Source organism: Achromobacter sp. UMC46 (genome assembly GCF_014170335.1).
Classification (GTDB): Bacteria; Pseudomonadota; Gammaproteobacteria; order Burkholderiales; family Burkholderiaceae_B; genus Achromobacter.
In genome coordinates this window covers 906316-930107 of sequence record NZ_LZZS01000004.1, presented here as the reverse complement: position 1 = coordinate 930107, position 23792 = coordinate 906316, and the positions used below count along the sequence as shown (strand labels likewise).

General features: G+C 66.1%; 15 protein-coding genes. 6 read left to right on the top strand and 9 right to left on the bottom strand.

From position 1 onward, the window contains the following. Positions 1-85 precede the first annotated feature (85 nt). The gene (locus tag A9973_RS07195) at positions 86-949 is read left to right on the top strand and encodes a LysR family transcriptional regulator (protein ID WP_183013037.1); all 864 of its coding nucleotides are present in this window, start codon (positions 86-88) and stop codon (positions 947-949) included. 21 nt (positions 950-970) lie between these two features. On the opposite strand, the gene A9973_RS07190 is transcribed toward A9973_RS07195, so the two are convergent. After that, positions 971-1867 (bottom strand): LysR family transcriptional regulator, encoded by an 897-nt coding sequence (locus A9973_RS07190; RefSeq protein ID WP_183013036.1) that lies wholly within the window; start codon positions 1865-1867, stop codon positions 971-973. 106 nt (positions 1868-1973) lie between these two features. On the opposite strand from A9973_RS07190, the gene A9973_RS07185 reads away from it, so the two are divergent. From A9973_RS07185 to A9973_RS07175, 3 genes are all read left to right on the top strand, one after another. Beyond that, a complete protein-coding gene (locus A9973_RS07185) occupies positions 1974-3038 on the top strand; it encodes an NAD(P)-dependent alcohol dehydrogenase (protein WP_183013035.1) in 1065 nt (354 codons plus the stop codon). 409 nt (positions 3039-3447) lie between these two features. Then, positions 3448-7731: a hypothetical protein gene (locus A9973_RS07180; RefSeq protein ID WP_220805366.1), complete on the top strand. Its 4284-nt coding sequence runs from the start codon at positions 3448-3450 to the stop codon at positions 7729-7731. Between the two features lie 10 nt (positions 7732-7741). Further along, positions 7742-12280 (top strand): hypothetical protein, encoded by a 4539-nt coding sequence (locus tag A9973_RS07175; RefSeq protein WP_183013034.1) that lies wholly within the window; start codon positions 7742-7744, stop codon positions 12278-12280. 116 nt (positions 12281-12396) lie between these two features. Here A9973_RS07175 and aceA read toward each other — a convergent pair whose 3' ends face one another. Beyond that, positions 12397-13716 carry an isocitrate lyase gene (gene aceA / locus A9973_RS07170; RefSeq protein ID WP_183013033.1) on the bottom strand — a complete coding sequence of 440 codons (1320 nt, stop codon included), beginning with the start codon at positions 13714-13716 and terminating at the stop codon, positions 12397-12399. 322 nt (positions 13717-14038) lie between these two features. Between aceA and queF the strand changes: the two genes are divergently transcribed. Further along, a complete protein-coding gene (queF, locus tag A9973_RS07165) occupies positions 14039-14863 on the top strand; it encodes an NADPH-dependent 7-cyano-7-deazaguanine reductase QueF (protein ID WP_183013032.1) in 825 nt (274 codons plus the stop codon). 21 nt (positions 14864-14884) lie between these two features. On the opposite strand, the gene A9973_RS07160 is transcribed toward queF, so the two are convergent. Together A9973_RS07160 and A9973_RS07155 are read right to left on the bottom strand one after the other, a co-directional pair. Then, positions 14885-15889 (bottom strand): cytochrome-c peroxidase, encoded by a 1005-nt coding sequence (locus A9973_RS07160; RefSeq protein ID WP_183013031.1) that lies wholly within the window; start codon positions 15887-15889, stop codon positions 14885-14887. Positions 15890-16047: 158 nt separating this feature from the next. Then, on the bottom strand, positions 16048-16956 hold the full coding sequence (locus tag A9973_RS07155; RefSeq protein ID WP_183013030.1) for a LysR substrate-binding domain-containing protein: 909 nt from the start codon (positions 16954-16956) through the stop codon (positions 16048-16050). Between the two features lie 100 nt (positions 16957-17056). On the opposite strand from A9973_RS07155, the gene A9973_RS07150 reads away from it, so the two are divergent. Continuing rightward, positions 17057-18133, top strand: a complete 1077-nt coding sequence (locus tag A9973_RS07150) for a tartrate dehydrogenase (RefSeq protein ID WP_183013029.1) — start codon at positions 17057-17059, stop codon at positions 18131-18133. Between the two features lie 71 nt (positions 18134-18204). Here A9973_RS07150 and A9973_RS07145 read toward each other — a convergent pair whose 3' ends face one another. From A9973_RS07145 to acpS, 5 genes are all read right to left on the bottom strand, one after another. Further along, the gene (locus tag A9973_RS07145; RefSeq protein WP_183013028.1) at positions 18205-19503 is read right to left on the bottom strand and encodes an MFS transporter; all 1299 of its coding nucleotides are present in this window, start codon (positions 19501-19503) and stop codon (positions 18205-18207) included. Positions 19504-19715: 212 nt separating this feature from the next. Further along, positions 19716-20288, bottom strand: coding sequence for a CDP-diacylglycerol--glycerol-3-phosphate 3-phosphatidyltransferase (gene pgsA, locus A9973_RS07140; protein ID WP_183013027.1), 573 nt, complete (start codon positions 20286-20288; stop codon positions 19716-19718). 125 nt (positions 20289-20413) lie between these two features. Beyond that, positions 20414-22243, bottom strand: a complete 1830-nt coding sequence (gene uvrC, locus A9973_RS07135; RefSeq protein ID WP_183013026.1) for an excinuclease ABC subunit UvrC — start codon at positions 22241-22243, stop codon at positions 20414-20416. Continuing rightward, on the bottom strand, positions 22206-23264 hold the full coding sequence (gene nagZ, locus A9973_RS07130) for a beta-N-acetylhexosaminidase (RefSeq protein ID WP_183013025.1): 1059 nt from the start codon (positions 23262-23264) through the stop codon (positions 22206-22208). The genes uvrC and nagZ overlap by 38 nt, the downstream gene beginning before the upstream one ends. Positions 23265-23346: 82 nt before the next feature. Continuing rightward, positions 23347-23778 (bottom strand): holo-ACP synthase, encoded by a 432-nt coding sequence (gene acpS, locus A9973_RS07125; protein WP_183013024.1) that lies wholly within the window; start codon positions 23776-23778, stop codon positions 23347-23349. Between the last annotated feature and the right edge of the window lie 14 nt (positions 23779-23792).

Sequence of the window (23792 nt, the reverse complement as noted above, 5' to 3'; positions counted from 1 at the left end):
TTGTCGTTTTGTCTGAAGCGAATACTAGGGCCCGCGCCTGATGATATAAAGCGAGGATTCTTAAAACACTACGTGAGGATTTCTGATGAAGATCGAATCTTTCCGTACGCTCAACGCCGTGCTGCGGGGCGGCAGCTTCGCGGCGGGCGCGGCGGACATGAGCCTGTCGCCTAGCGCCGTCAGCCTGCAGATGAAGCAGATGGAGGAGTACTTCGGCCAGCCGCTGTTCGACCGCTCCGCGCTGCAAGTGCGGCCCAACGCCTTTGCGGCCGAAGTGGACGCCGTGCTGCAGGACGCGCTGGCGCGGCTGGACGAACTGCGGCGGCGCAGCACGCCGGCCGTGGAAGGCCGGGTGCGCCTGGGCACCATCGAACCGCTGCAGGTGACCCTCTTGCCGCCGCTGCTGCGCACGTTGCGTGAACGCTATCCCCTGCTGGACGTGCGACTGGTGCGGGGACGCGCCACGGAACTGACCGACAAGCTGAAAAAAGGCGAGATCGACGCCGCCATCATCACGCAGCCCGAAACGGGCGGCTCCAGCCGCCTGGCCTGGACACCGCTGTTCCGCGAAACGCTGGTGCTGATCGCGCCGCCCGACTCGCACGGAACGCGCATCGCCGATTTGTTCCAGCAGTACGAATGGATCCGGTTCGACAAGACCACCATCGGCGGCCGGCTGGCCGCGCGCTATGTGGCGCAGCACGCGCCGCACGCGCGCTGCCGCATCGAGATGCAGTCGCTGGCCGCGCTGACGGCGTTGGTGTCGGCCGGGCTGGGCGTGTGCGTACTGCCCGAACCCGGTCCGAACCTGCTGAACGTGCACCCGGTGCGCGTGCTGCCGCTGGGCAAACAAGCGCCCTACCGCCAGATCTCGTTCGTATGCCGCCAGACGGATCAGGACAACCGACTGGTGCAGGCCTTGCTGGAAGGCGCGCGGCCGGGCCCGTAAAACGTCAAGGCACGGCCGTGCTCAGCCGCCGCCCTCCAGCCTGGCCATGTCGATGAACGCCCGCAACGCGGACGACACCCGCCGCTGGCGCGGGTAATACAGCATGAAGCCCGGGATCGTCGGGCACCAGTCTTCCAACAGGCGCACCAGCCGGCCTGCCGCCAGCAGATCGTTCACGTAGTATTCCGGCACGCTGCCGATCCCGATGCCGTCGACAGCCGCGCGCACCTCGGCGTGCACATCGCTCAAGGCAATGCGCCCCGGAACATCCAGTTCGATGGCCACGCCGTCTTTCTCGAATTCCCATTTGTAGAACCGGCCGCTGGCGAAGCGGTAGCGCACGCACTCGTGCCGCATCAGTTCGTGGGGATGGCGGGGAATCTCGCGCCCTGCCAAATAGGCCGGCGACGCCACGACCGCCGAACGCAGGCTGGGGCCGATCTGCACGGCCACCATGTCTTCAGGCACCGCCTCCAGCAGACGCACGCCCGCGTCGAAACCCGAGGCGACGATATCGACAAAGCTGTCGTCTTCGCCGATGTCCAGCCGGATGTCCGGATAGGCCGCCAGGAAGCGGGCGGCAAATGGCATCAACAGCATGTAGGACGCCGCGCGCGACGTATTGATGCGCAAGGTGCCGGAGGCCGAGCCGCGGAAGTGGTTCATTTCTTCAAGCGCGTCGCCCAGGTCGTGCAGCACCGGCAGCAGGCGCTCTGCCAAACGCTGGCCGGCGTCGGTCAACGCCACGCTGCGCGTGGTCCGGTTGAACAGGTTCACCCCCAGCCGTTCCTCCAGATTGCGGATGGCGTAGCTGACCGCCGAGGTCGACAACCCCAGTTCCTCTCCCGCGCGGCGAAAGCTGCTGTGCCGGGCGACCGCCGAAAAAGCGGCCAGGTGCGACAGGTTATCGGGCAGCATGATTATGCGAATTCTTCGAACAAAGCATGCGGAAATTCTACCTTGATCCCCGGGTTTCACCGGAATATTGTGAACACCTGCTCAATAGAATTCATACGAGACCCCCATGATCCAAGCCCGAGGCTATGCCGCCCACAGCACCGACACCCCGCTGGTTCCGTTCAGCTTCACCCGGCGCGAACCCGGCGACGACGACGTCCTGATCGAGATCCTCTACAGCGGCATCTGCCATTCCGACCTGCACCAGGCTCGCGGCGATTGGGGCAATTCCGTCTACCCGATGGTGCCGGGCCACGAAATCGTGGGCCGCGTCGCCCAGGTCGGCAAGAACGTCACCAAATTCAAAGCCGGCGACTACGCGGGCGTCGGCTGCATGGTGGATTCCTGCCTGCACTGCAAGGCCTGCCGCCTGAACCTGGAGCAGTACTGCGAGGAAGGCGCCACGCTGACCTACAACGACCGCGAGCGCGGCAGCGACCAATTGACTTTCGGCGGCTATTCCGACCGCATCGTCGTGAAGCAGCACTTTGTCGTGAAGGTATCCGACACGCTTGATCTGAAGGCGGTCGCGCCGCTGCTGTGCGCCGGCATCACCACCTATTCCCCGCTGCGCCACTGGAAGGTCGGGCCAGGCCAGAAGGTCGGCGTTATCGGCCTGGGCGGCCTGGGCCACATGGGCGTGAAGTTCGCCCGCGCGCTGGGTGCGCATGTCGTGATGATCACGACATCGGCCGACAAGGGGCGCGACGCCAAGCGCCTGGGCGCCGACGACGTCCTGGTCTCGCGAGATCCCGAGGCGATGGCGAAGCACGCCGGCACGTTCGACTTCCTGCTGAACACGGTGCCCGTCAGCCACGACGTGAACCCGTACATGGCGCTGCTGGGCTTGAACGGCACCATGGTGCTGGTGGGCGCGCTGACGCCGCTGGACCCCATCCCGGGCGCAAACCTGATCATGGGCCGCAAGACGTTGGCGGGATCGGCCATCGGCGGCATGGAAGAAACGCAAGAGATGATGGATTTCTGCGCCGAACACGGCATTGTCAGCGACGTGGAGATGGTGCCGATCCAGTCCGTCAACGACGCCTACGAACGCCTGTTGAAGAACGACGTGAAGTACCGCTTCGTGATCGACATGGCATCGCTGGCCGCGGAACCGGCCGCAGCCTGAGGCGTGCGCAAGCCGCGCGGCGCCCTGCCGCGCCGGCCGTGATTTCGGGGCCGGGCCGTTACGCATGCAAACAAAAAAAGTCCTGGCCCGGCCGCCAAGCCAACGCGGCAGACGGTTGGTATCCCTAAGCGGATATGCCGCGACTTCGGGTTGAGAGTTCACTTGAACTTTGCGGGGGAACGCAGTGCCGGTTCCACCCAAAACCCCCATCCGGGCACGGTTTTCAACACCTGGCCCGCTATCCGCCCCCCTCACCCTCGCTGTCGGCGACGCGGAAACCATGCCGCTCGCGATCTTGACCACTAACGCGACTGGGCGATAGATTTCCGCCACTAATGCAGTTCGATTCGCAGGTAGCAGGACAAGCAGGGATTGAATTCCGTTGTTCCTTATTTGCAGGAGAACTGGCATGGCCACCAGAAAGCCTCGTCCCGCCTCCGTGGCGGGCACGGCAACCCGGCGCCCGGCGGCAACGCGCGGTGCGTCCGTGACGGGCGGCATCGTCGTCCGCATTCCTCCCGGCATCCCCAGCCTCAACCCCGATCCCAATCGCAATTTCTTCGACGGCACGCGTCCCGGCCAACCCGTGCTGCGGCCCGCCGATCTTCTGGCGTTGCGGATAGAGCTGCGCAACCTGAGCGTGGCGCCCGGCCAGCCGCCAAGGCTGAAAAAGAGCGGCGGCGGCGCAGCCACGTTGATCCTGCACTTCCCCCCCCAATCGATTGCCGAAGAAACGTTCTTCGCGACGGCCGCCTCGGACATCCCCAATCCACCGCCGCCGCGCACAGGCACGCCGGACAAGCCCGAGCCTGCGGGCGGGGGCGAGGAGACGCCATCCCCGCCGCCGGTGCGCGCGCGGATCGCAGGCGAATCCCGCCTGGCGTTTACGGTACCTGATGACTTTGACGTGCCGTATACGCTGGAGGGCGTGCTGGCCGCGATAGAGTCGTTGCCGCTTGCCGTGCCCGCCAATGCACGGGCGCCCTCGCCCGGCGCGCGCCGCCAGGTCTTCAGCCTGCGCGACCTGCTGGACAGGCCCTTCAACAACCGCGTCGCCAAACTGGCGCCCGCACAGCGCGCCGCCCTGGCCAGCTTCGCCTTGCGCAGCATGCGGCTGGCGATTCAACCCGGCGCGGCCGCCGCGTCGCTGTTGCTGCGGCAGGCCAGCGGCAGCCCAGGACTGCGGGCAGTGCGTCTGCCGGCTGCAGCGCCGGCAGACGCCGCGATACGCGCGGGCAGTATCGCCATTCCCGCGCCGCGCGGGCCCCGGCCCGCCCTGCCCGGGCCACAACAAACCGCGATCGAACTGCCCTGGCGGCTGATCCTCAGCCCTTACGCGCAAGAGCGCTGGCGCCATGCCAAAGCGCCCGCCACCTCGCCCGACACGCGTCACACCGAGCTATGGCATTCGCGTTTGCTGGCCCCGCCGACGCCTGATCCGGACATCGAACCGCCCCGCGCTGATGCGACGCGCACGGTTCGCGCCGTCTGGGCGTTGTCGGGGGAAGGCTCGCAAAAGCCCATGCAGGCGGCCTACCCCGTGCCCATGGAAACGTCCCTGCCCAGCCCGGGGACCATTCCGTTCCGGATGCCGATGGACGATTTCGACCGATTCCAGATCGCTCACCTTTCGTCGAATTTTTCGGTTGCCGACTACACGCCGCAAGCCATCGACACCCGCCTGCTGATGCTCTCGGCGCTGGGCGCCTGGCTGGACTCGCGCGGCAACTGGGACGCCCCGGGCCTGTCCGTCGAAGAATGGACGCACCGCGGGGCGATGGGCCGCGACCATTATGTGCGCGTGGTCTACAAGGGCCTGCTGTATCCGTTCGGACATCGCGCCTCGTTGATCAAGGTCAGCGAACGCAAGTTCCATCATGACCGAACCGGCAGCCCGGCCTACCTGCGCCAGCGACTGTTCATCATCGTGCGCGAACGCGAACGCGTGTACGCCCATCCGGACTTCATCACGCAGACCGCAGGCCGCACCGTCTTCCTGCATCGGCAGATGCCCTTGACCAGCGTGCGCATCCTGACCACGGTCACGCCCAGCCTGGATTCGCCCGGTTCGGCGGGCAGCGCCATCGACAATCAGTTCCTGTTCTGGCCATATGTGAACAATGCGCCTTTCCGGTTCGCCTGTTCGGCCACGGATATCGACGGCCGTACCCTGCAGTTCGACTTGCCCATGATCTTCATGGACGGTGGTCGCGCCAGCCCGCGCACGCAAACCGGACGTTGGCTGAACCCGTTGTACGACCAGGCCGAGGCCTTTGCGGCCCGGGCGAAAAAGGCCTGGGGGGAAGCGCCGAAAGAAAAGCGCCAGGCGCCGATGCGCCAGCAGCAAGTGACGCTGGCGCCCAGCGAAAAGGCGGGCGACACGGCCGCGCAAGCCGACTGGCTGGAGTTCGACGCCGTGGTCGACCCCGGCAACGCGCAATTGCGCGCCTACAGCGACAATCTGAACGGCCCCGTCTTCTACCCCTATGTCCGGCGCGCGGCGTTGCGCATCGCGGCGCTGGCCAAATTGACCGGAAGCGCCAAGACCAGCACGCTCAGCTGGAACGCCTATTACCTGGCTAACGGTTTCGATGCGGGCAACGCCGGCCAGGTCTTCGGCGATATCGATGCGGAGCCGGGCTTCGAAGGCGGCGCGTCATTGGATTTCTCGGCGCAAGGCGACCGGGCCGGAGGGTTCGTCCAGCCGAATCTGCGGCCCAGCGCCTTGTCCCGGATGGCAGGACCGGTCAGCGGCAACGTGGACGAGTTTGTCGGCGGCACGTTCAATGCCGCGCAAGCGTTCTCCGCGAACACGGGCGGCCTGCCTTTGCCTTTGCTTTTCGGCTGCATCCCGCTGGGAGATGTGATCAGCACCGTCACCGATGTGGCAGGCCAATCGGACAAGGTGCCGCGCTTCGTCGCCGAAGCGTGTTCGCAGTTGGAAAGCCTGGTCAACGACGCCGGCAGGTTGTACGGAATGGTCGCGGGCCTGGCGCAGGAACCCGGCCGTATCGCCCAAGGCGCACTGACTGCGCTGGACGGCACCCTGGCGGATTTGCAGGCGCAAGCGCAAGCCTATGCCGCGACCCTGGTGCAGGATGCGCGCGCCCGCGTGGACGAACTGGAGGCGTCACTGGACGCGGTGGCGGCGCAGGCTGCCCTGCTTGAAAACCAATCATTCGACGCCGCGCCGGCGCTGCCCGGCCTGCCTGCCGCGCTTGCCGCCGCACAGTCGGCGATCGACGCGCTGCGCGCCGCCGTGCAGCCGCCGACGGGCGGCCCGGCATTGCCCTCGGGATACCGCCAATCGCTGCTGCAGGCCGCGAATGTCGCCCAAGGCCTCATCACGGCGCTGGGCGTGCTGCCCGCGCTGCTGACGCAGGGCAAGACCCTCTACGATGCGCTGCACGCCGTCGTGGGCGACCCTGATCAATTGGGCGCGATCTTGTCGGATGCCGCCACGCTTGCACCGCGCCTGCAGGCCATCTCCACCGCGGCGCAAGCGCTGGCCGCCACCGTCGCGGGGGCGGCCCTGCTGGATGGCGCGCCACGGCAGTTGATGTCCGCCGCCTTGCAGGCGGTCAAGACGGCGGTCGATGCCGTGCTGGCCAGCGCCGAACTGCTGGCCATGCTGACGGGCGACGAATTGACGCTGCGTTTCGACTGGAATCCGGAGATCAAGAACTGGTCGTTGGAACCCGGCGGGCCAGCGCTGTTTCGCGCCAATGATCCCCACGGGTTTCGCGTGGCGGTCGAAGCCAAGGTACGCAAGAACGGGCAAAGCGCGCCGAAGCTCTCGGTCGTGTGTTCGCTCAAGAGTTTCGATCTGGTGCTGATCGCCCCCGCCAGTTTCATGGAATTGAACTTCGAGAAGATCGAGTTCCGTATCGGCACGGCCTCGAAGATGGATGTCGACGTGCTGCTGACCGACATCAAATTCGTCGGACCGCTTTCCTTCGTCGAGACATTGCGCGACCTGATCCCCCTGGACGGCTTTTCCGACCCGCCGCACCTGGACATCACGCCGCAGGGGATCGACGCGGGCTACAGCGTGGCCCTGCCGGCTATCGCCATCGGCGTCTTCAACCTGTCCAACCTGAGCCTGGGCGCGGGCTTCACCGTACCGTTCATCGGCCAGCCTCTCTCGGTCCGCTTCAACTTCTGCACGCGCGAACAGCCCTTCAACCTGTCGGTATGCCTGTTCGGCGGCGGAGGCTTCTTCGGCGTCACGCTGGACCCCAAAGGCGTTCAGATCATGGAGGCCGCCTTCGAATTCGGCGCCAGCGTTTCCGTGAACCTGGGCGTGGCTTCTGGCGGCGTGCATGTCATGGCGGGCATCTATTTCCGCATGGAGAAGAACGCCTGTTCGCTGGCGGGCTACTTCCGCATGGGCGGCTACGTCAGCGTGCTGGGCCTTGTCAGCGTTTCGATCGAGCTATACCTGGAACTTCGCTACGAGTTCGAAAGCGGCAAATGCGCCGGACGCGCCACCCTCACCATCGAGATCGAGATTTTCATGTTCTCGAAAAGCGTCCAGATCAGTTGCGAACGCAAGTTCGCCGGCGCCAATGGAGACCCGGGATTCCGCGACCTGATGGGTCCGCACCCCGACCTGCCATTGGACGAAGAACTGGCGCTCATCGGCAATGCCAGCCGCTACGCCTGGCGTGAATACGCCGAAGCCTTTGCCTGAGGACCTTCCCATGGCCAAGCAGACCATTCTGTGGACCGTCATTCCGAACGGGCGCGTGCCTGACGGCGACTTTGCCGGGCAGCTGCGGGTATCCATTGTGGCGTCGCCCCGGTTGACGCCCGAATCCGCCGCCGAACAGCAATTGGGCGCATTCGCGCAATGGGCCGATTGGCCCGGTACGTTGGGCGGCATCGGATTCGTGCTGGACACCGGCGCTGAGAAAATTGAATTGCAGGTGCTTCCCCAGGCGGATTCGGCGCTATGGGCTCGGTTGCTGCCGAAGACCACGCCGGTGGCCGGTTTCGAATTCCGCGACATGAGCCAGGTCAATTTGTTGTCGTACTCCGTGGCCGGCGTGCTGGGCCTGATCCGCGAGCACTACGGCCGCCTGGCGGTGGAATCCACCACCACGCATCCCACGCTGCTTCCCTGGCGCAACGCCCATCCGGCGCTCCGGACGTTTCTGACCGCCTGCGGCACCCCGGACCGGCAGCGGGAAGACGGCGAGAACTTCAAGAACACGGGCTTCGACCGGTTCTTCGATGAGCGCGGCGGGGGCATCGATCGCGTGTTGCGGGACCTGGTGTTTGGCAAGCGCAGCGTCTACCCGGGCCAGACGGCCGGCCCGGGCGCGGACGCCGACGGCCATGCCAAGGCCGGCCCGACCTTCGCGTTACGCGCCTTGCCGGGCAAATGGCAGGACCAGAACCACCAAGGCGTGGACGCGAGCCTGATGAGCAACTGGCGCAATCAAGGGGAATACACCCTGTTCCAGGCAAACCGCTTCTACCGGCGTGATCCCCCCACCGGCAAGCAGCGCGAATTATCGCGACCCGACGGCAAGGACGTGCCGCCCGCCCCCGGGCTGCCCGACATGGACTTTCACGCCATCGTGGCCTCCTACGGAGAGTACCCCGCCTTGCTTCGTCAACTCGGCCTGGTGATCGATTGCGTCCTGCCGGCGGGTTCGCCGCTGGATCAGAGCCTGGCCGCGGGACAAGGCGCCCAAGGCCTTTTCTGGTTGATGCTGCGCGGCGACGACGCGCCGGAGGGCGAACACACGTTTCCGGCGACCGCGTGGATGGGCGACGCCGATCGGTTCACCGCCCGTTCGCGCAGCCCGGATCACGAACGCGGCATGCTCAGGCTGCGGATGGCCGATGACCGTTGGAATCTGCGCGAACCCAGGAATCCGCAGTTCGACGTCTATCAGGTCGATCCGGACGGGGCAGCGTTGAAAACCGTGAATTTCGTGCTGACCGCCCAGAACCTGATCGGCCGCAGCCTGGAACGCGGGGCGGACGGCGAGGTGACCTACACGACCGGTGACAAGCAACCTGTTGCGGCGTTGCGTTCCGCCGGCCTGGGCGTGGCCCGGCGCGACCGCGCGCGAGAGGTCGCCCAGAACGCGGCGTCGGCGGCCTTGAAAAACGCGGCGCTGGCCGGCGGGCCCGGCAGCATCGTGCTGTACACCGAAGACCTGCTGCGCGGCTATCGCGTGGACGTGCAGCCCTATCCGCCCGACGACCCGCAACGCTGGCAATCGCTTTGCCGGCGCCAGGGCGCCTACCGCTGCACCGATGGCGGCCCGGACCTGGCGTTGGCGGACGACGAGGGCTACGTCAAAGGCGCATCCGCCACCGGCGGCGGCGCAGAATCCGACGACCATTATCTGCACGAATCGCTGTTCCGCTGGACCGGCTGGAGCCTGGCAGCGCCGCGCCCGGGACGCACCTTGCGGGATCAGACCGACGCCGCCAGCGGCGTGCAAGGCGAACATCCGGAATCCGTGTCGGACACCGTCAGCGTCAACGGCAACGGCCTGGCCGTGGCATTCAGCGCCGTCAAGGGCAGCCTGCCCCGCCTGCGCTATGGCATGCCCTACCGCTTGCGCGCGCGGCTGGTCGACCTGGCCGGCAACAGCCTGGCGTTCGACGATCCCTCCCTGGAGAAGGACGGCAACGTCACCCAGCCCGTGACCTACTGGCGATTCGAACCTGTCGACCCGCCAGCGTTGTCGCACCGCACGCGCACAAGCGAAGGGGAATCGCTGGAACGCATGGTGATCCGCAGCAATGGCGGCCAAGACCCCCAGACCTATCTGTCCAGCCCCGACTTTGTGGACGCGTCGGCCGGCTCCACGGACTTCGCCTACAGCGCCGTGGACGAACGCCACGTGGTGCCGCCAAAATCATCGCAATCGCAATGCGAAACGCACGGGTTGTTCGACGCCATGTTCGGCGACGCGGACGGCATCAAGAAAGCCTACGAGATCTCCGCACGCGACACGGGTACGCTGTTCGACAAGCTGCCCGGCGCCGACGTCGAACTGGTGACGCCGCAAGCGCTTGCCGGCGTGGCCACGACAGACGCGGTGCCGCCACAGCAGCCAAGCCCGGCCGACCCCACGGGCGAGCGGTTGGCGGCCGGCCAGTACGTGATTCATCGGGAAGCCCAGGTGCGCACGCCCTACCTGCCGGACGTCGCGGCGTGGGGGGTTTCGCTGCGCGCGCAAGCCGGCCACGCGTTACCCGGCGTCACGGGCCCCATGGTGCTGGGCGACGGCGTCGTGGTGCTGGCCGCGCCTTCCGGAGAATTGGTGCTGCTCGTGACCTACGGCGGCCAATGGCCCGACACCGTGGGGCTGCGCATCGCATTGGCGGAGCGCGCCGCCACCCTGACGGATCCCCCCTGTGCGGAAACGTATCCGGACGACGGCGCGCCAAAATGGGACAAGGACAAACGCGTCCTCACCTTCTTCCTGCCCAAGGGCAGGATTGCGCGGCTGCGCTATTCCAGCTTTGTTCATCATGGGGTGCTCAATACCTTCGGCCTGTCCGACTGGGTCACCGGCGACGCCAACCGCAAGGCGCTGCAAATGGCGGCGATGCTGGGCAACTGCTGGATGCTTACCCCGTACCGCCCGTTGGTCCTGGTGCACGCCACGCAACAGCCCGTATGCGAGCCCGTGCTGCTGTTGCCGGGCGAACTGCAACGCGAGCCGGGCGCGCCCTTCGCCGACCTGCAAGCGCGCGTGCGGCTGCACGGGCCCACCACCGGCAAGATCGAAATCGAAGCCGATTGGCGCGAATGGCAGGACGACGTCGCCAAACCCCGCCCGGAGCGCCTGGACGGACATGGCGTGCTGGCCGAGATTCCGTTGGCCGAGAACTATCCCAATCTCTTTAGCCTGAGCAATGCGGTGGACGAGCAGCGGCAAGGTCCGGGCAAGCAACGCGCGCCCGGCAACCGCCATGAATTCGGCGATACCCGATACCGGCTGATCCAGTACCGCCTGCGCGCCACGACGCGCTTTCGCGAGTACCTGCCGCCCAAGCTGTATGGCCAGACGGACAAGGTCACGCGGCTGGGCCCCGTCGCCCAGGGCCCCTTGGTCCTGACTGGCGCCGACACGGACCCGGGCGCTCCGGTGCTGACGCAGGGCGGCGCGGCGCTGAACACCATCGTGCTCGCCAGCGCGCCACCCGACGCGCCGAACCTGATGTACGTCCTGCCGACTTTCCGTTGGCAACAAAGCGCCAGCGCCGGCAAGCTGGATAGCACCCGCCTGGGCAACGGGCTGCGCATATGGCTGGACCGCCCCTGGTTCTCGTCGGGCGACGGCGAGCTGCTGGGCGTTGTGATTTACGGAGACGGCCAGAACTTCACGGACATTCCCGATGAGGTCGCGCCCCTGGTCACCCAATGGGGTATGGATCCGCTATGGGATGCCCCGCCCCCCGCCCATCGGACGCGCGTCACGGACTTTGCCGCGCGCATCATCGACGAAGACGTGCTCCTGCAGGAATTCCCCACCCAAAAGGTGCGTGTGGTGGGCCACCGGGTGCACTGGGATGACGCGCGCGGGCGCTGGTACTGCGACATTGAACTGGATCCCGGCCGCAGCTACATGCCGTTCGTGCGGCTGGCATTGGCGCGCTATCAACCCAACGCCATTGACTCGGCCAAACTCTCCCGCGTGGTGCTGGCCGAGTTCGCGCAGGTGTTGCCGCGCCGGCGCGCGATGTTTGAACGGCAACGCGGCAAGCTGGCCTTCACGCTGCGCGGCGTGGTGCCGGCGCATGGCCCGATGCAGTTCCCGATGGAATCGGAGTTCCTGGACATTTCCTTCCACCCGGTGCCGGGTCAGCCCGTGGAAACCGGCCGCAACCGAATCGAGCTCGTGCTGCAGACCCGCGACCCGGCGATCGACAGCGACCTGGCATGGAGCGACGGCCCCGTGCTGGCGTCGGGATTGCTCGATCCCGGCGGCAGCAGCACCAGCAGCGCCGCCCCCGTCGCCAACGGACCGGCCATCCGTTTCCCGCCCGTGTTGCAGGGCCCGACCCTGAGAGACTTGCTTGACCCCGTCATCTGGTCCGCCAACGCCGCAATCCCCGATCCGGGCGGCAAACCCGCGCGGATCGCGCTGCGCGAATACGAACGCTACTACACCGACAACGCCGTTGCCGAACGGCGCGGCGGCGCGGTGCGCCAACGACGAATCGTAGAGGAACGCCTGGTCTATTCCGTGTTCTTCGACCTGTAGGCGCCCAAGCCGTCGCCTGCAAAAAAAAGGGTGCCCGAAGGCACCCTGAATCCACCCTACAACAGCACCTGCAACTGCAACTTCAACTTCAAACCTTCAGAACTTGATTCAGGCGATCAGGCCACCTTCTGCGTCTTGCCGTGTTCGAACTGGGCCTCTTCCGTCGAGCCGGTCAGCGCGGTGGTCGAGGACTGGCCGCCTTCGATCGTCTGCGTGACGGCGTCGAAGTAGCCGGTGCCCACTTCGCGCTGGTGCTTCACGGCGGTAAAGCCCATTTCGGCGGCGGCAAATTCCTTCTGCTGCAGTTCCACGAACGCGCTCATCTGGCGGCGGGCGTAGCCGTGGGCCAGCTCGAACATGCCGTAGTTCAGCGAGTGGAAACCGGCCAGCGTGATGAACTGGAACTTGTAGCCCATGGCGCCCAGCTCGCGCTGGAACTTGGCGATCGTGCCGTCATCCAGGTTCTTCTTCCAGTTGAACGACGGCGAGCAGTTGTACGCCAGCAGCTTGCCCGGGAATTGGCGATGGATGGCGTCCGCGAACTTGCGGGCGTATTCCAGGTTGGGCGTGGACGTTTCGCACCAGATCAAGTCGGCGTACGGCGCATAGGCCAGACCGCGGGAGATCGCCTGGTCGATGCCGGCCTTGGTGCGGAAGAAGCCTTCGACCGTGCGTTCGCCGGTGATGAACGGGCGGTCGTTGTCGTCGACGTCGCTGGTCACCAGGTCCGCCGCATCGGCGTCGGTACGGGCCAGCAGCAGCGTGGGCGTGCCCATCGTATCGGCCGCCAGGCGGGCCGACACCAGCTTGGCCACGGCCTCGCGGGTGGGCACCAGCACCTTGCCGCCCATGTGGCCGCACTTCTTCACCGACGCCAACTGGTCTTCGAAGTGCACGCCCGACGCGCCGGCGTCGATCATGGCCTTCATCAGTTCAAAGGCGTTCAGCACCCCGCCGAAACCGGCCTCGGCATCCGCCACGATGGGCGCGAAATAGTCGATGTAGCCATCGTCGCCCGGGTTCTTGCCTTCCATCCACTGGATCTGGTCGCAACGGGCCAGCGAATTGTTGATGCGGCGCACCACTTGCGGCACCGAGTTGGCGGGGTACAGCGACTGGTCGGGATACATTTCGCCGGCCAGATTGGCGTCGCCCGCGACTTGCCAGCCCGACAGGTAGATCGCCTTCAGGCCGGCTTTGACCTGCTGCATGGCCTGGTTGCCGGTCAGGGCGCCCAGCGAATTCACGAAAGGCTCGCTATGCAGTTGCTCCCACAGACGGGTGGCGCCGCGCTGGGCCAGCGTGTGCTGCACGCTGATCGAGCCGCGCAGGCGGATGACATCCTCGGCGCTGTAGTCGCGCTTGATGCCCTGCCAGCGGGCGTTCTCGGCCCAGTCCTTCTGCAAATTGCGGATTTCGGTTTCGCGAGTGGTCATGGTGATGCTCCTGGTCAGTGATGGGAAGACTTCAAAAGATTCACGTCTTGCATTGCGTGAATCGTTGGACAAAGTCTATGCCTCTGCTGCGGAGCAATGCAGGCTTATGTCTTATAGAAGATGAAAAATGTTCTTCTTTTAAATCATCAACTTATAAGTTTCATTTCGCATTATGGAACGATATTGTCGTCTGTGAAATGGGTGCTCGTTGCAGAGCAGCAGGGACTTTCACATGACGAGACTTACATTTCACAATATGAAAAAACGAGCATTTTCGGACCGCCTACAATGCCTCCATTCCCGCTGATTTCATGATTTCGCCATGACCTTGTCTCACGGCCCGCTGGGCCAGAGCGTGGCCTACGCCTCGCAATACGACCCTTCGCTGCTTTTCCCCATCGCGCGTTCGCACAACCGCGCGGCGCTGAACCTTACCGCCGGCAATCTGCCCTTCACGGGCGTGGACTTATGGAACGCGTATGAGCTCTCGTGGCTGGACGCCAAGGGCAAGCCGCGCGTGGCCATGGCCACCTTCTCGGTACCGGCCGACAGCCCCAACATCATCGAATCCAAGTCGTTCAAGCTCTACCTGAACTCGTTCAACCAGACGCGCCTGGTCAATTCGGCCGCCTTGCGGGGCCGCCTGGAACGCGATCTGAGCGCCGCCGCCGGCGCCCCCGTAGGCCTGGACTTCTTCCTGCCGCAGCGCTTTTCCGAATTGCGCATGGACGAAATGGACGGCATCTATATCGACAAGCTGGATATCGAGATCGATACCTACGAACCCGCGCCCGAGGTGCTGCGCACCCGCCCCGGCGACATCGTCGAAGAGACGCTGGCCTCGCGCCTGCTGAAGTCGAACTGCCCGGTCACCGGCCAGCCGGATTGGGCCAGCGTGCAGATCCGCTACCGGGGCGCGCCCATCGACCGCGAATCGTTGCTGCGCTATGTCGTGTCGTTCCGCCAGCACGCGGAATTCCATGAGCACTGCGTGGAACGCATCTTCAGCGACATCATGCAGGCCTGCGCGCCCGAGCAACTGACGGTCTACGCGCGCTACACGCGGCGCGGCGGGCTGGACATCAACCCGTGGCGCAGCAATTGCGAGTCCGCGCCACCGGCGGACGTTCGCACCGTCCGCCAGTAGGCGCGCCTTGCCCTGCCCGGCCTACTTCAAAAAGGGCTCGGGCCGGGGCGTGTCGTCTTCAGACGGCGGCAGCACCGGGTACTGGATCGCGGGCTGGTCGCCCGTCAGCGTCTTCAGGAACGCGACGATGTCGGCGTTCTCTTCCGGCGTGAACTTGCGGCCCAGCTGCAAGCGGCCCATCACATCCACGGCCCGCGTCAGGGTAGCGGCCTCGCCGTCATGGAAGTACGGATAGGTCAGCGCCACGTTGCGCAGCGTCGGCACCTTGAAGTTGAAGCGGTCGGCGTCCTTGCCCGTCACCCCGGCCCGGCCCTCGGCCGTGTTGTCGGTCTTGTAGGGTTCGACCAGCCCCATCTTCTGGAACGAGTTGCCACCCACGGCCACGCCGTTGTGGCACGCGACGCAGCCGCTGTTCTTGAATAGCGTGTAGCCCGCCAGTTCCTTGACCGTCAAGGCGCGGTCATCGCCTTTGAGCCATTGGTCGAAACGCGAATTCGGCGTCACCAGCGTTTCCTCGAAGGCGGCCAGCGCGCCGGTCACCTCGTCGATCGTGATGCCGTCCTTGCCGAATACCTGCTTGAACTCCGCCCGGTAGCCCGGGATGGAATTCAGCACCTGCACGGCCAGCTCATGCGAAGACGCCATCTCCATCGGATTGGCGATGGGGCCGCCCGCCTGCTCGCGCAGGTCCTTCGCACGGCCATCCCAGAATTGCGCAATGTTGAGGCTGGAATTCAGCACCGTGGGCGAATTGATCGACCCCTGCTGCCACTTGTGGCCGATGGACGCCTTCAGGTTGTCGGACCCGCCCATGCCCAGGTTGTGGCACGAATTACAGGAAATGGCGCCCGAGCGCGACAGGCGCGGATCGAAGAACAGCTTCTTGCCCAACTCCACCTTGGCCGGGTCCTTGACCACCGCCGCTTCAATGGGCTGGATCGGTTCCTGCCTGGAGTTCCCCATCGCGTGGCCCGCCCACAGCCCGAGGACGACGCCCGCCGCCAGCAACGCGCTCTGCTTTCTCATGTGCTTTCTCCTGTTGAATAACCACCACTAATTTATGGTTATTACATCGGGAGCCATCCGCCACGACGTTGCGGCGCGTCAATCCGCACGGTGGACCGGTGATGGACCCGTTGCCGGTTTGATTTGCCGCAACAGGCGGATCAGTTTGAGGATGGCGGTCAGTCGAGCGGCGCGTGGCTGCGCAGATGGGCTTCCAGGAAGTCGACGCACACCCGCACCTTGGCCGACGCGTTCAGGCGCGTCGGGTACACGGCCCACACGTTCGCTTCCTGGCGGTACTGCGCCAGCACCTGCACGAGCTTGCCCTGGGCGATCAGCGGCCCCACGTCCCACATCGAGCGCAATATGATGCCGCGTCCGTCCACGGCCCACTGCACCACCATCTCGCCGTTGTTGGCGGACAGGGGCCCGCGCACTTTCACGGTATGCGCGCGGCTTCCGCGATGCACGCGCCACACGCCGAAGGGATGGTCGCGCTCTTTGATGGCCAGGCAGTCGTGCGCCGGCAAGTCGTCCAGCGTGCGCGGCACGCCGCGCTGCGCCAGATAGGCAGGCGCCGCGCACAGCACGCGGTGGTTGGTCGCGATCTTGCGCGCGATCACATGCGGGGCGATATCGTCGCCGACCCGCACATCCAGGTCATAGCCTTCCGCCGCTACGTCGATCAGGCGGTCGGCCACGTCGAAGCGCACTTGCATGGCGGGATGCTGCCCGACGAACGCCGACAGCGCTGGCGCCACCACGCGCCGGCCGAAGCCGAAGCTGCTGCATACCCGCAGCAGGCCGCGCGGTTCGCGCCGGGCGACGCTGACTTCTTCGACCAGATGGTCCATGTCGTCCAGCACCCGCTGCGCCCAGTGATAGACACGTTCGCCCGCCTCGCTGATGACCACGCGGCGCGTGGTGCGGTGGAACAGCTTGATGCCCAGGCTTTCCTCCATCAGCCGGATGCGCTTGGTGACATAGGCGGGCGACATGCCCAGGTCTTCCGCGGCCTTGGAAAAGCTGGAGGCGCGCGCCACGGCGTTGAAAACCCGGAGGTCGGCGGGAAGCAGATCATTATTCACGATATGTGCATAGTCATTTCACGACATGCTCCATTGTAGATCGCCGCCACCTCCGCCTACGATGGCCCGTTCCGTTTTCAACCCTGTTCCCCCGATATCCATGACCCAAGTCTTCAAAATCGCAGCCATCGCCGGAGACGGCATCGGCAATGAAGTCATGCCCGAAGGCCTGCGCGCCGTCGACGCCGCCGCCAAGCGCTTCGGCCTGGCGCTCCAGATCGACACGTTCCCCTGGGCGAATTGCGAGTACTACGCCGAACACGGCGAGATGATGCCGGCCGACTGGAAGGCCCAACTGCAAGGCTATGACGCCATCTTCTTTGGCGCCGTGGGCTGGCCCGCGACCGTGCCGGACCACATTTCGCTGTGGGGTTCGCTGTTGAAATTCCGGCGCGAATTCGACCAGTACATCAATCTGCGCCATGTGCGCCTGTTCGACGGCGTGCCCTGCCCGCTGGCTGGCCGCCGCGCGGGCGACATCGACTTCTTCATCGTGCGCGAGAACACCGAAGGCGAATACACCAACCTGGGCGGCCGCCTGTTCGCCGACACCGAACGCGAAATCGTCATCCAGGAATCGGTGTTCACGCGCCACGGCACCGACCGCGTCATGCGCTACGCCTTCGAATTGGCCAACCGCCGTGAACGCAAGCAGCTCACCGTGGCCACCAAAAGCAATGGCATCGCCATCAGCATGCCGTGGTGGGACGAACGCGCCGACGCGATGGGCAAGCAGTACCCGGACGTCAAGACCGACAAGCAGCACATCGATATCCTGGCGGCGCGCTTCGTGCTGCAGCCACAGCGTTTCGACGTGGTGGTGGCGTCCAACCTGTTCGGCGACATCCTGTCGGACCTGGGCCCCGCGTGCACGGGCACGATCGGCATCGCGCCATCCGCCAACCTGAACCCGGAACGCAAGTTCCCGTCGCTGTTCGAACCCGTACACGGTTCGGCGCCGGACATTTACGGCCAAGGCATCGCCAACCCGATCGCCATGATCTGGTCGGGCGCGCTGATGCTGCAGTTCCTGGGTAGCCAGGACGCGCACGACGCCATCCTGGCGGCGATCGAGCACTGCCTGAAGGACGGCCCCCGCACGCCGGACCTGGGCGGCAGCGCCCGCACCGAAGACATCGGACGCGCCATCGCCGCGCACATCGAGGCGCACGGCTGACCGCGCGCAAATGAAAAAAGGCGCATCCGGGATCGTCCCGGCTGCGCCTTTTTTCTGTCCGGTTTTCCGGATCAGGAACGGGCAGCCACCCCGCCCGCGATGGCCGGATCCGCGCGGCGCGCCTGCACCGCGATCCATTGCGCCAGCAACGCCGCCACGGCGAACGCCACGCCGGCGCCCACCCACGGGCCTTGGCTCAGCCCCGCATCCAGCAACAGGCCGAAGGCCAAGGGCCCCAGCGCCGAGCCCACGTCCATGCCGGAATACACCAGGCCGTAGACCGAGCCGGTCGAACCCTTCGGCGTCACGCGGCGGATCAGCATGTCGCGGGACGGCGCGGCCACGCCCGAGCAGAAACCGGCCAGGCCCACTACGGGCGCCGCCAGCGCGGCAGGCACCAGACCCAGCGCCAGCACCACCAGCGTCAGGCCGGCCAGCATCAGCGCCACCATGACCGTACGCTCGGTGCGCGGGTTGGCCGACACCAGGAAGCCGCCGGCGGCCATGCCCACGGCGGATGCCACCATGTAGCCCGACAGCGCCGAACTGGCCAGCACTTCGGACAGGCCGTACAACTGGTCCAGCAACGGAATCGTGTAGTTCTGCACCGAAGACAGCGCCACCGACGTGCAGGCGAAGAACAGGAACGCGCCCCACAGCGCCGGCTTGGACAGCAGCGTCGCCAGCGTGGTCAGCACGCTTTCCTGCGGCCTGGCCGCCGGCTTCGGCGCCTTCGTGTCGCCTTGAACGTCCGTTTCCAGGCCCGTGGGGCCGCCAAGCAGGTCCCGGCCCAGCACCGTCAACAGCAGCACGGCCGCCACCAGGCCAGCGGCGCTGTACGCCGCCACGCGCCAGTCGGCCAACAAGGTGATCGTGGTCATGAAGACGGGCGTCAAGGCCCAGCCCAGGTTGCCCGTCAGCCCGTGCGCGGAAAACGCGTGGCCCAGGCGGGATGCCGTGATGCGGTGGTTGATGATGGAGTAGTCCGCCGGGTGGAAGACGGAATTGCCGATGCCGCCCACGACCGCCGCCGCCATCAGCATGGTGTAGCCGTTGGCCGAGCCGATCAGCAGGCCGGACAGGACGAAGCACGTCAGTCCGAACCAGAGCACGGGCCGCGCCCCGATGCGATCGACGATGAAACCGGACGATGCCTGGCCGATACCGGACACCACGTAGAAAGTCGCCACCAGCGCGCCGACCCGGGCGAAGTCCAGGCCGAACGCGTTGGCGAGCGAGACGTTGAGCAGGGGCAGCACCAGTTGGAAAAAGTGCGAGGCGGCGTGCGCGACGCCGATCAGCAGGATGGTCTTCCAATCGCGCCGACGGATGTCGGCGTCCGAAGGCAAGGTATTCGCAGCGGTGTTCATTGCAAAAGGCCGCGGCAGCGGCAAGTGGCGCGCGCCGGGGAACGGTGCGCGGATTGTCTCCGGCGACGTCCGGGCGGCCCGGGCGTCGTGTTCTCGGCGAATGCGGCGGCAAAGCCGGGCCGGATCATGCCGGCCATCGCTCTTCTGCTATCACGGCGGCCGCCTTGCGCGAGCCGGGCCGCCGGTTGGGAATCTACGTCGTGCGAAGCGCCTTACAGCGCCTTCTCGCGGATGGCGGGCCAGGCGCGCTGCAGGTAATACAGCATCGACCAGACCGTCAGCACCGCCGCGACAATGATCAGCACGTCGCCCAGCAGCTTGGTGCTGACGCCGTAGACGGGCTGGTTGTACAGCAGGCAGGGAATGGCCACCATCTGGGCCGCCGTCTTGAACTTGCCCAGGCGGTGCACGGCCACGCTGGCGCTGGCGCCGATCTTGGCCATCCATTCGCGCAACGCCGAAATGGTGATTTCACGGCCGATGATGATCAGCGAAATGAACGCGTCGACGCGGCTCAAGTCCAGCAGGACGATCAGCGCGGCGCAAACCATCAGCTTGTCGGCAACGGGGTCCAGGAACGCGCCGAAAGCCGAGGTCTGGTTCCAGCGGCGGGCCAGCCAGCCGTCGAACCAGTCGGTCAGCGCCGCAATGATGAACGCCCACGCGGCGAACGTGTCGCGGGCGGGGACCGATATCCAGCTTTCGGGCAGGTAGAACAGCCCGACCACCAGCGGAATCATGGCGATGCGCAGCCATGTCAGGATAATGGGAACGTTAATTGGCATAGTGTCCGTATGCTACATCAGCCGGATGACGCTGGCTGTATCGGCGCGGCCCGGCGGCCGCCCGCTGGCCGCCCCTGGCCATCCTCGGGCCATTCCCGGGAAAAACTCGGGATGAACCCCGGCGGCTATCCACGCAAGGCCTCATAGATGCGTTCGGCCAGATCCTGGGAAATGCCGTCCACCGACGCCAGGTCTTCGATGCTGGCGGACGCCACCCCCGAAAACCCGCCGAACCGGGCCAGCAGCCGCTGGCGCCGCCGGGCGCCCACGCCTTCGATCTCTTCCAGCCGAGACACGTTGCGCGTCTTGGCGCGCCGCGCGCGCATGCCGGTAATGGCGAAACGGTGCGCCTCGTCGCGCACCTGGGCGATCAGCATCAGCGCGGCCGACTCGCCCCCCAGGGCGACCGGAGGCCGTTCGTCGGCGAACACCAGGGTTTCCAGGCCGACCTTGCGCCCTTCCCCCTTGGCCACGCCCACCAGCGTCTGGATATCCAGGCCCAGTTCCACGAACACCTTGCGGGCGACTTCCACCTGGCCCTTGCCGCCGTCGATCAGCACCAGGCCGGGCATCGGCGCGTCGCCGTCGGCCACCTTGGCGAAACGGCGCGTCAGCACCTGGCGCATCGCCGCGTAATCGTCGCCCGGGGTGATGCCGGCAATGTTGTAACGGCGATACAGCGACGGCTGCATGTCGTGATGTTCGAACACCACGCAGGACGCCTGGGTGGCTTCGCCGGCGGTATGGCTGATGTCGAAGCATTCGATACGCAAGGCGTCCAGCGCGGCTTCGTCGGTATCCAGGTCCAGCGCTTCGGCCAGCGCCAGCGTGCGGCCCGCGCGGGCGCCGGATTCGGTCAAAGCGCGGGCCAGCGCCATCTCGGCGTTTTTCAGCGCCTGCTCCAGCCACGACCGGCGCGCGCCCTGCGGACGCGTCAGCATCCGGGACGGCCGCCCGCCCGCCTGTTCGACCAGCAGGCCGATCAGGTCCGGGTCGGGCAAGGCGTGCGAACAGACCAGCACGGGCGGCATGGCGTTGTCGGTGTAGTGCTGGGCGATGAACGCCTCCAGCACCTGGGGCGCAGCTTCGCCTTCGGCATGCGACGGAAAGAACGGCTTGTCGCCCAGGTGGCGGCCGCCGCGCACCATCGCCAGGTTGACGCAGACTTTGCCGCCCGCCACGGCCACCGCGATGATGTCGGTGTCTTCGCCGCTGGTGTTCTCCATGGTCTGCTGGTGCAGCACGCGCGCCAGCGACCCCATCTGGTCGCGCAGCGCCGCGGCTTCCTCGAAGCGCAGTTCGCCCGCCGCCTGCTGCATGCGGGCCTCGATCTCGCCCATCACGTCCTTGGCTTCGCCGTTCAGGAAGCGCACGGCGCGCTGCACGTCGCGTTCGTATTCCGAGGCCTCGATGGCGCCCACGCATGGGGCCGAGCAGCGCCCGATCTGATGCAGCAGACAGGGCCGCGAGCGGTTGGCGAAGACGGTGTCCTCACAGGTGCGCAGGCGGAAGACCTTTTGCAGGATCTGGATGGTCTCGCGCACGGCCCAGGCGTTGGGGAACGGCCCGAAATACTGGCCCCGCTTGTTCGTCGCGCCGCGGTAGTAGGCGATGCGCGGCCAGTCATGGCCCGTGATCAGCAGGTAGGGATAAGACTTGTCGTCGCGGAACAGGATGTTGTAGCGCGGCTTCAGGCTCTTGATGAGGTTGTTTTCCAGGATCAGCGCTTCGGCTTCCGAGCGCGTGACCGTGACCTCAAGCCGTGCCACCTTCGACACCATCTGGGCGATGCGGGGGCTGGCGAGGTTCTTCTGGAAATACGACGAGACGCGCTTCTTCAGGTCGCGCGCCTTGCCGACATACATGACTTCGCCCGCTGCATCCAGGTGCCGGTAGACACCAGGAAGATGCGGCAGGTCAGCCAGGAACGATTTTAGATTGAAGTCGTCGGGCATTCTGATAACGGCTTTCCGCTTGCAAGGTATCCCAGTCGGGCGCATCGAAACGCGGCATCAGGCGGCGAATGCGTTCGACCGATTCGGGCGCATGGTCGAACTTCAGGCGCGACAGCAGTTCGTCGGCCAGGTCCGGCCGGTTGCACACCAGCACCATGTCGCAGCCGGCGCGCAGGGCGGCGTTGGCACGGTCCAGGATGTCGCCGGCCACCGACGCGCCTTCCATCGTCAGGTCGTCCGAGAACACCACGCCGTCATAGCCCAGGCGCTTGCGCAGGATGTCCTGCACCCAGCGCTTGGAGAAGCCGGCCGGGTGCTTGTCGACCTTGGGGTAGATCACGTGGGCAGGCATCACCGACGGCAGCACCGCGTCGCCCAGCCAGGCGTACGGGGCGGCGTCGTCCTTGAGGATCTCGTCCAGCCCGCGCGGATCCACAGGGATCTCGTGGTGCGAATCCGCCCCCACGAATCCATGGCCCGGGAAGTGTTTGCCGCAGGCCGACATGCCGGCCAGGGCCAGCCCCTGGATCAGCGCGCGCGAGAGCATGGCGACAACGCGGGGATCCGCGTGGAAAGCGCGGTTGCCGATCACCTTGCTCACGCCGTAATCCAGGTCCAGCACGGGCGTGAAGCTCATGTCCACGCCGCAGGCGCGCAGCTCGGCGGCCAGTACGTAGCCGGCTTCGGTCGCCAGGCGCATGGCCTGCAACGGGTCGCGGTCCCAGAGTTCGCCCAGCGCATGCATGGCCGGCAAGGCGGTGAAACCGTCCTCGCGGAAGCGCTGCACGCGGCCGCCTTCGTGATCCACCAGGATCAGCAGCGGCTCCTTGCGGGCCTTGTGGATCTGGCGCGTCAGCTTGGTCAGCTGCTTGCGGCTTTCGAAATTGCGGGCGAAGAGGATCACGCCGCCCACCAGCGGATGACGCAGGCGGACCTTCTCTTCCTTGGTCAGCGCGAATCCCGCCACATCGACCATCACGGGGCCGGGGGGCAGGACCGCCTTGGATTTTTTCTTGGCCATGAGGCTGTCCTTGTATTTAAGTCAGGAGAAGCCCGTGCCGGGCGGGCTCCGTCAACCGGAGGCCGGTTCGGGGCACGGGGGCTCAGGGCTTGCGTTCGACCACCACGTAAGCGGCGGCCATGTCGGATTCGTCGGTAATCGAGACGTGCGCCGCGCCGAAGCGCTGGTTGTACCAATCCAGCAGCTCGGGCGCGATCACCAGCACCGGACGTCCGCCCGGGGCATTCAGGGTCTGGACGCGGCGCCACGTCATGGGCATGCGCATGCCCAGGCCGATCGCTTTCGAGAACGCTTCCTTGGCGGCAAAGCGCGTCGCCAGGAAGCGAACGCCGCGGACCGGATCCCGGGCGCGGCGCGCATGGAACTTCTGCAATTCTTGCACGCCCAGGATCTTCTCCGCAAAGCGGTCGCCGTGGCGTTGCAGCGCGCGCTCGATGCGGTCGATGCGCAACAGGTCCATGCCGATGCCAGCGATGGCGCCAGCGGGCGCGGGAGTCTTGGGCGTGTCAGACATGGGTTTGCCCCAAG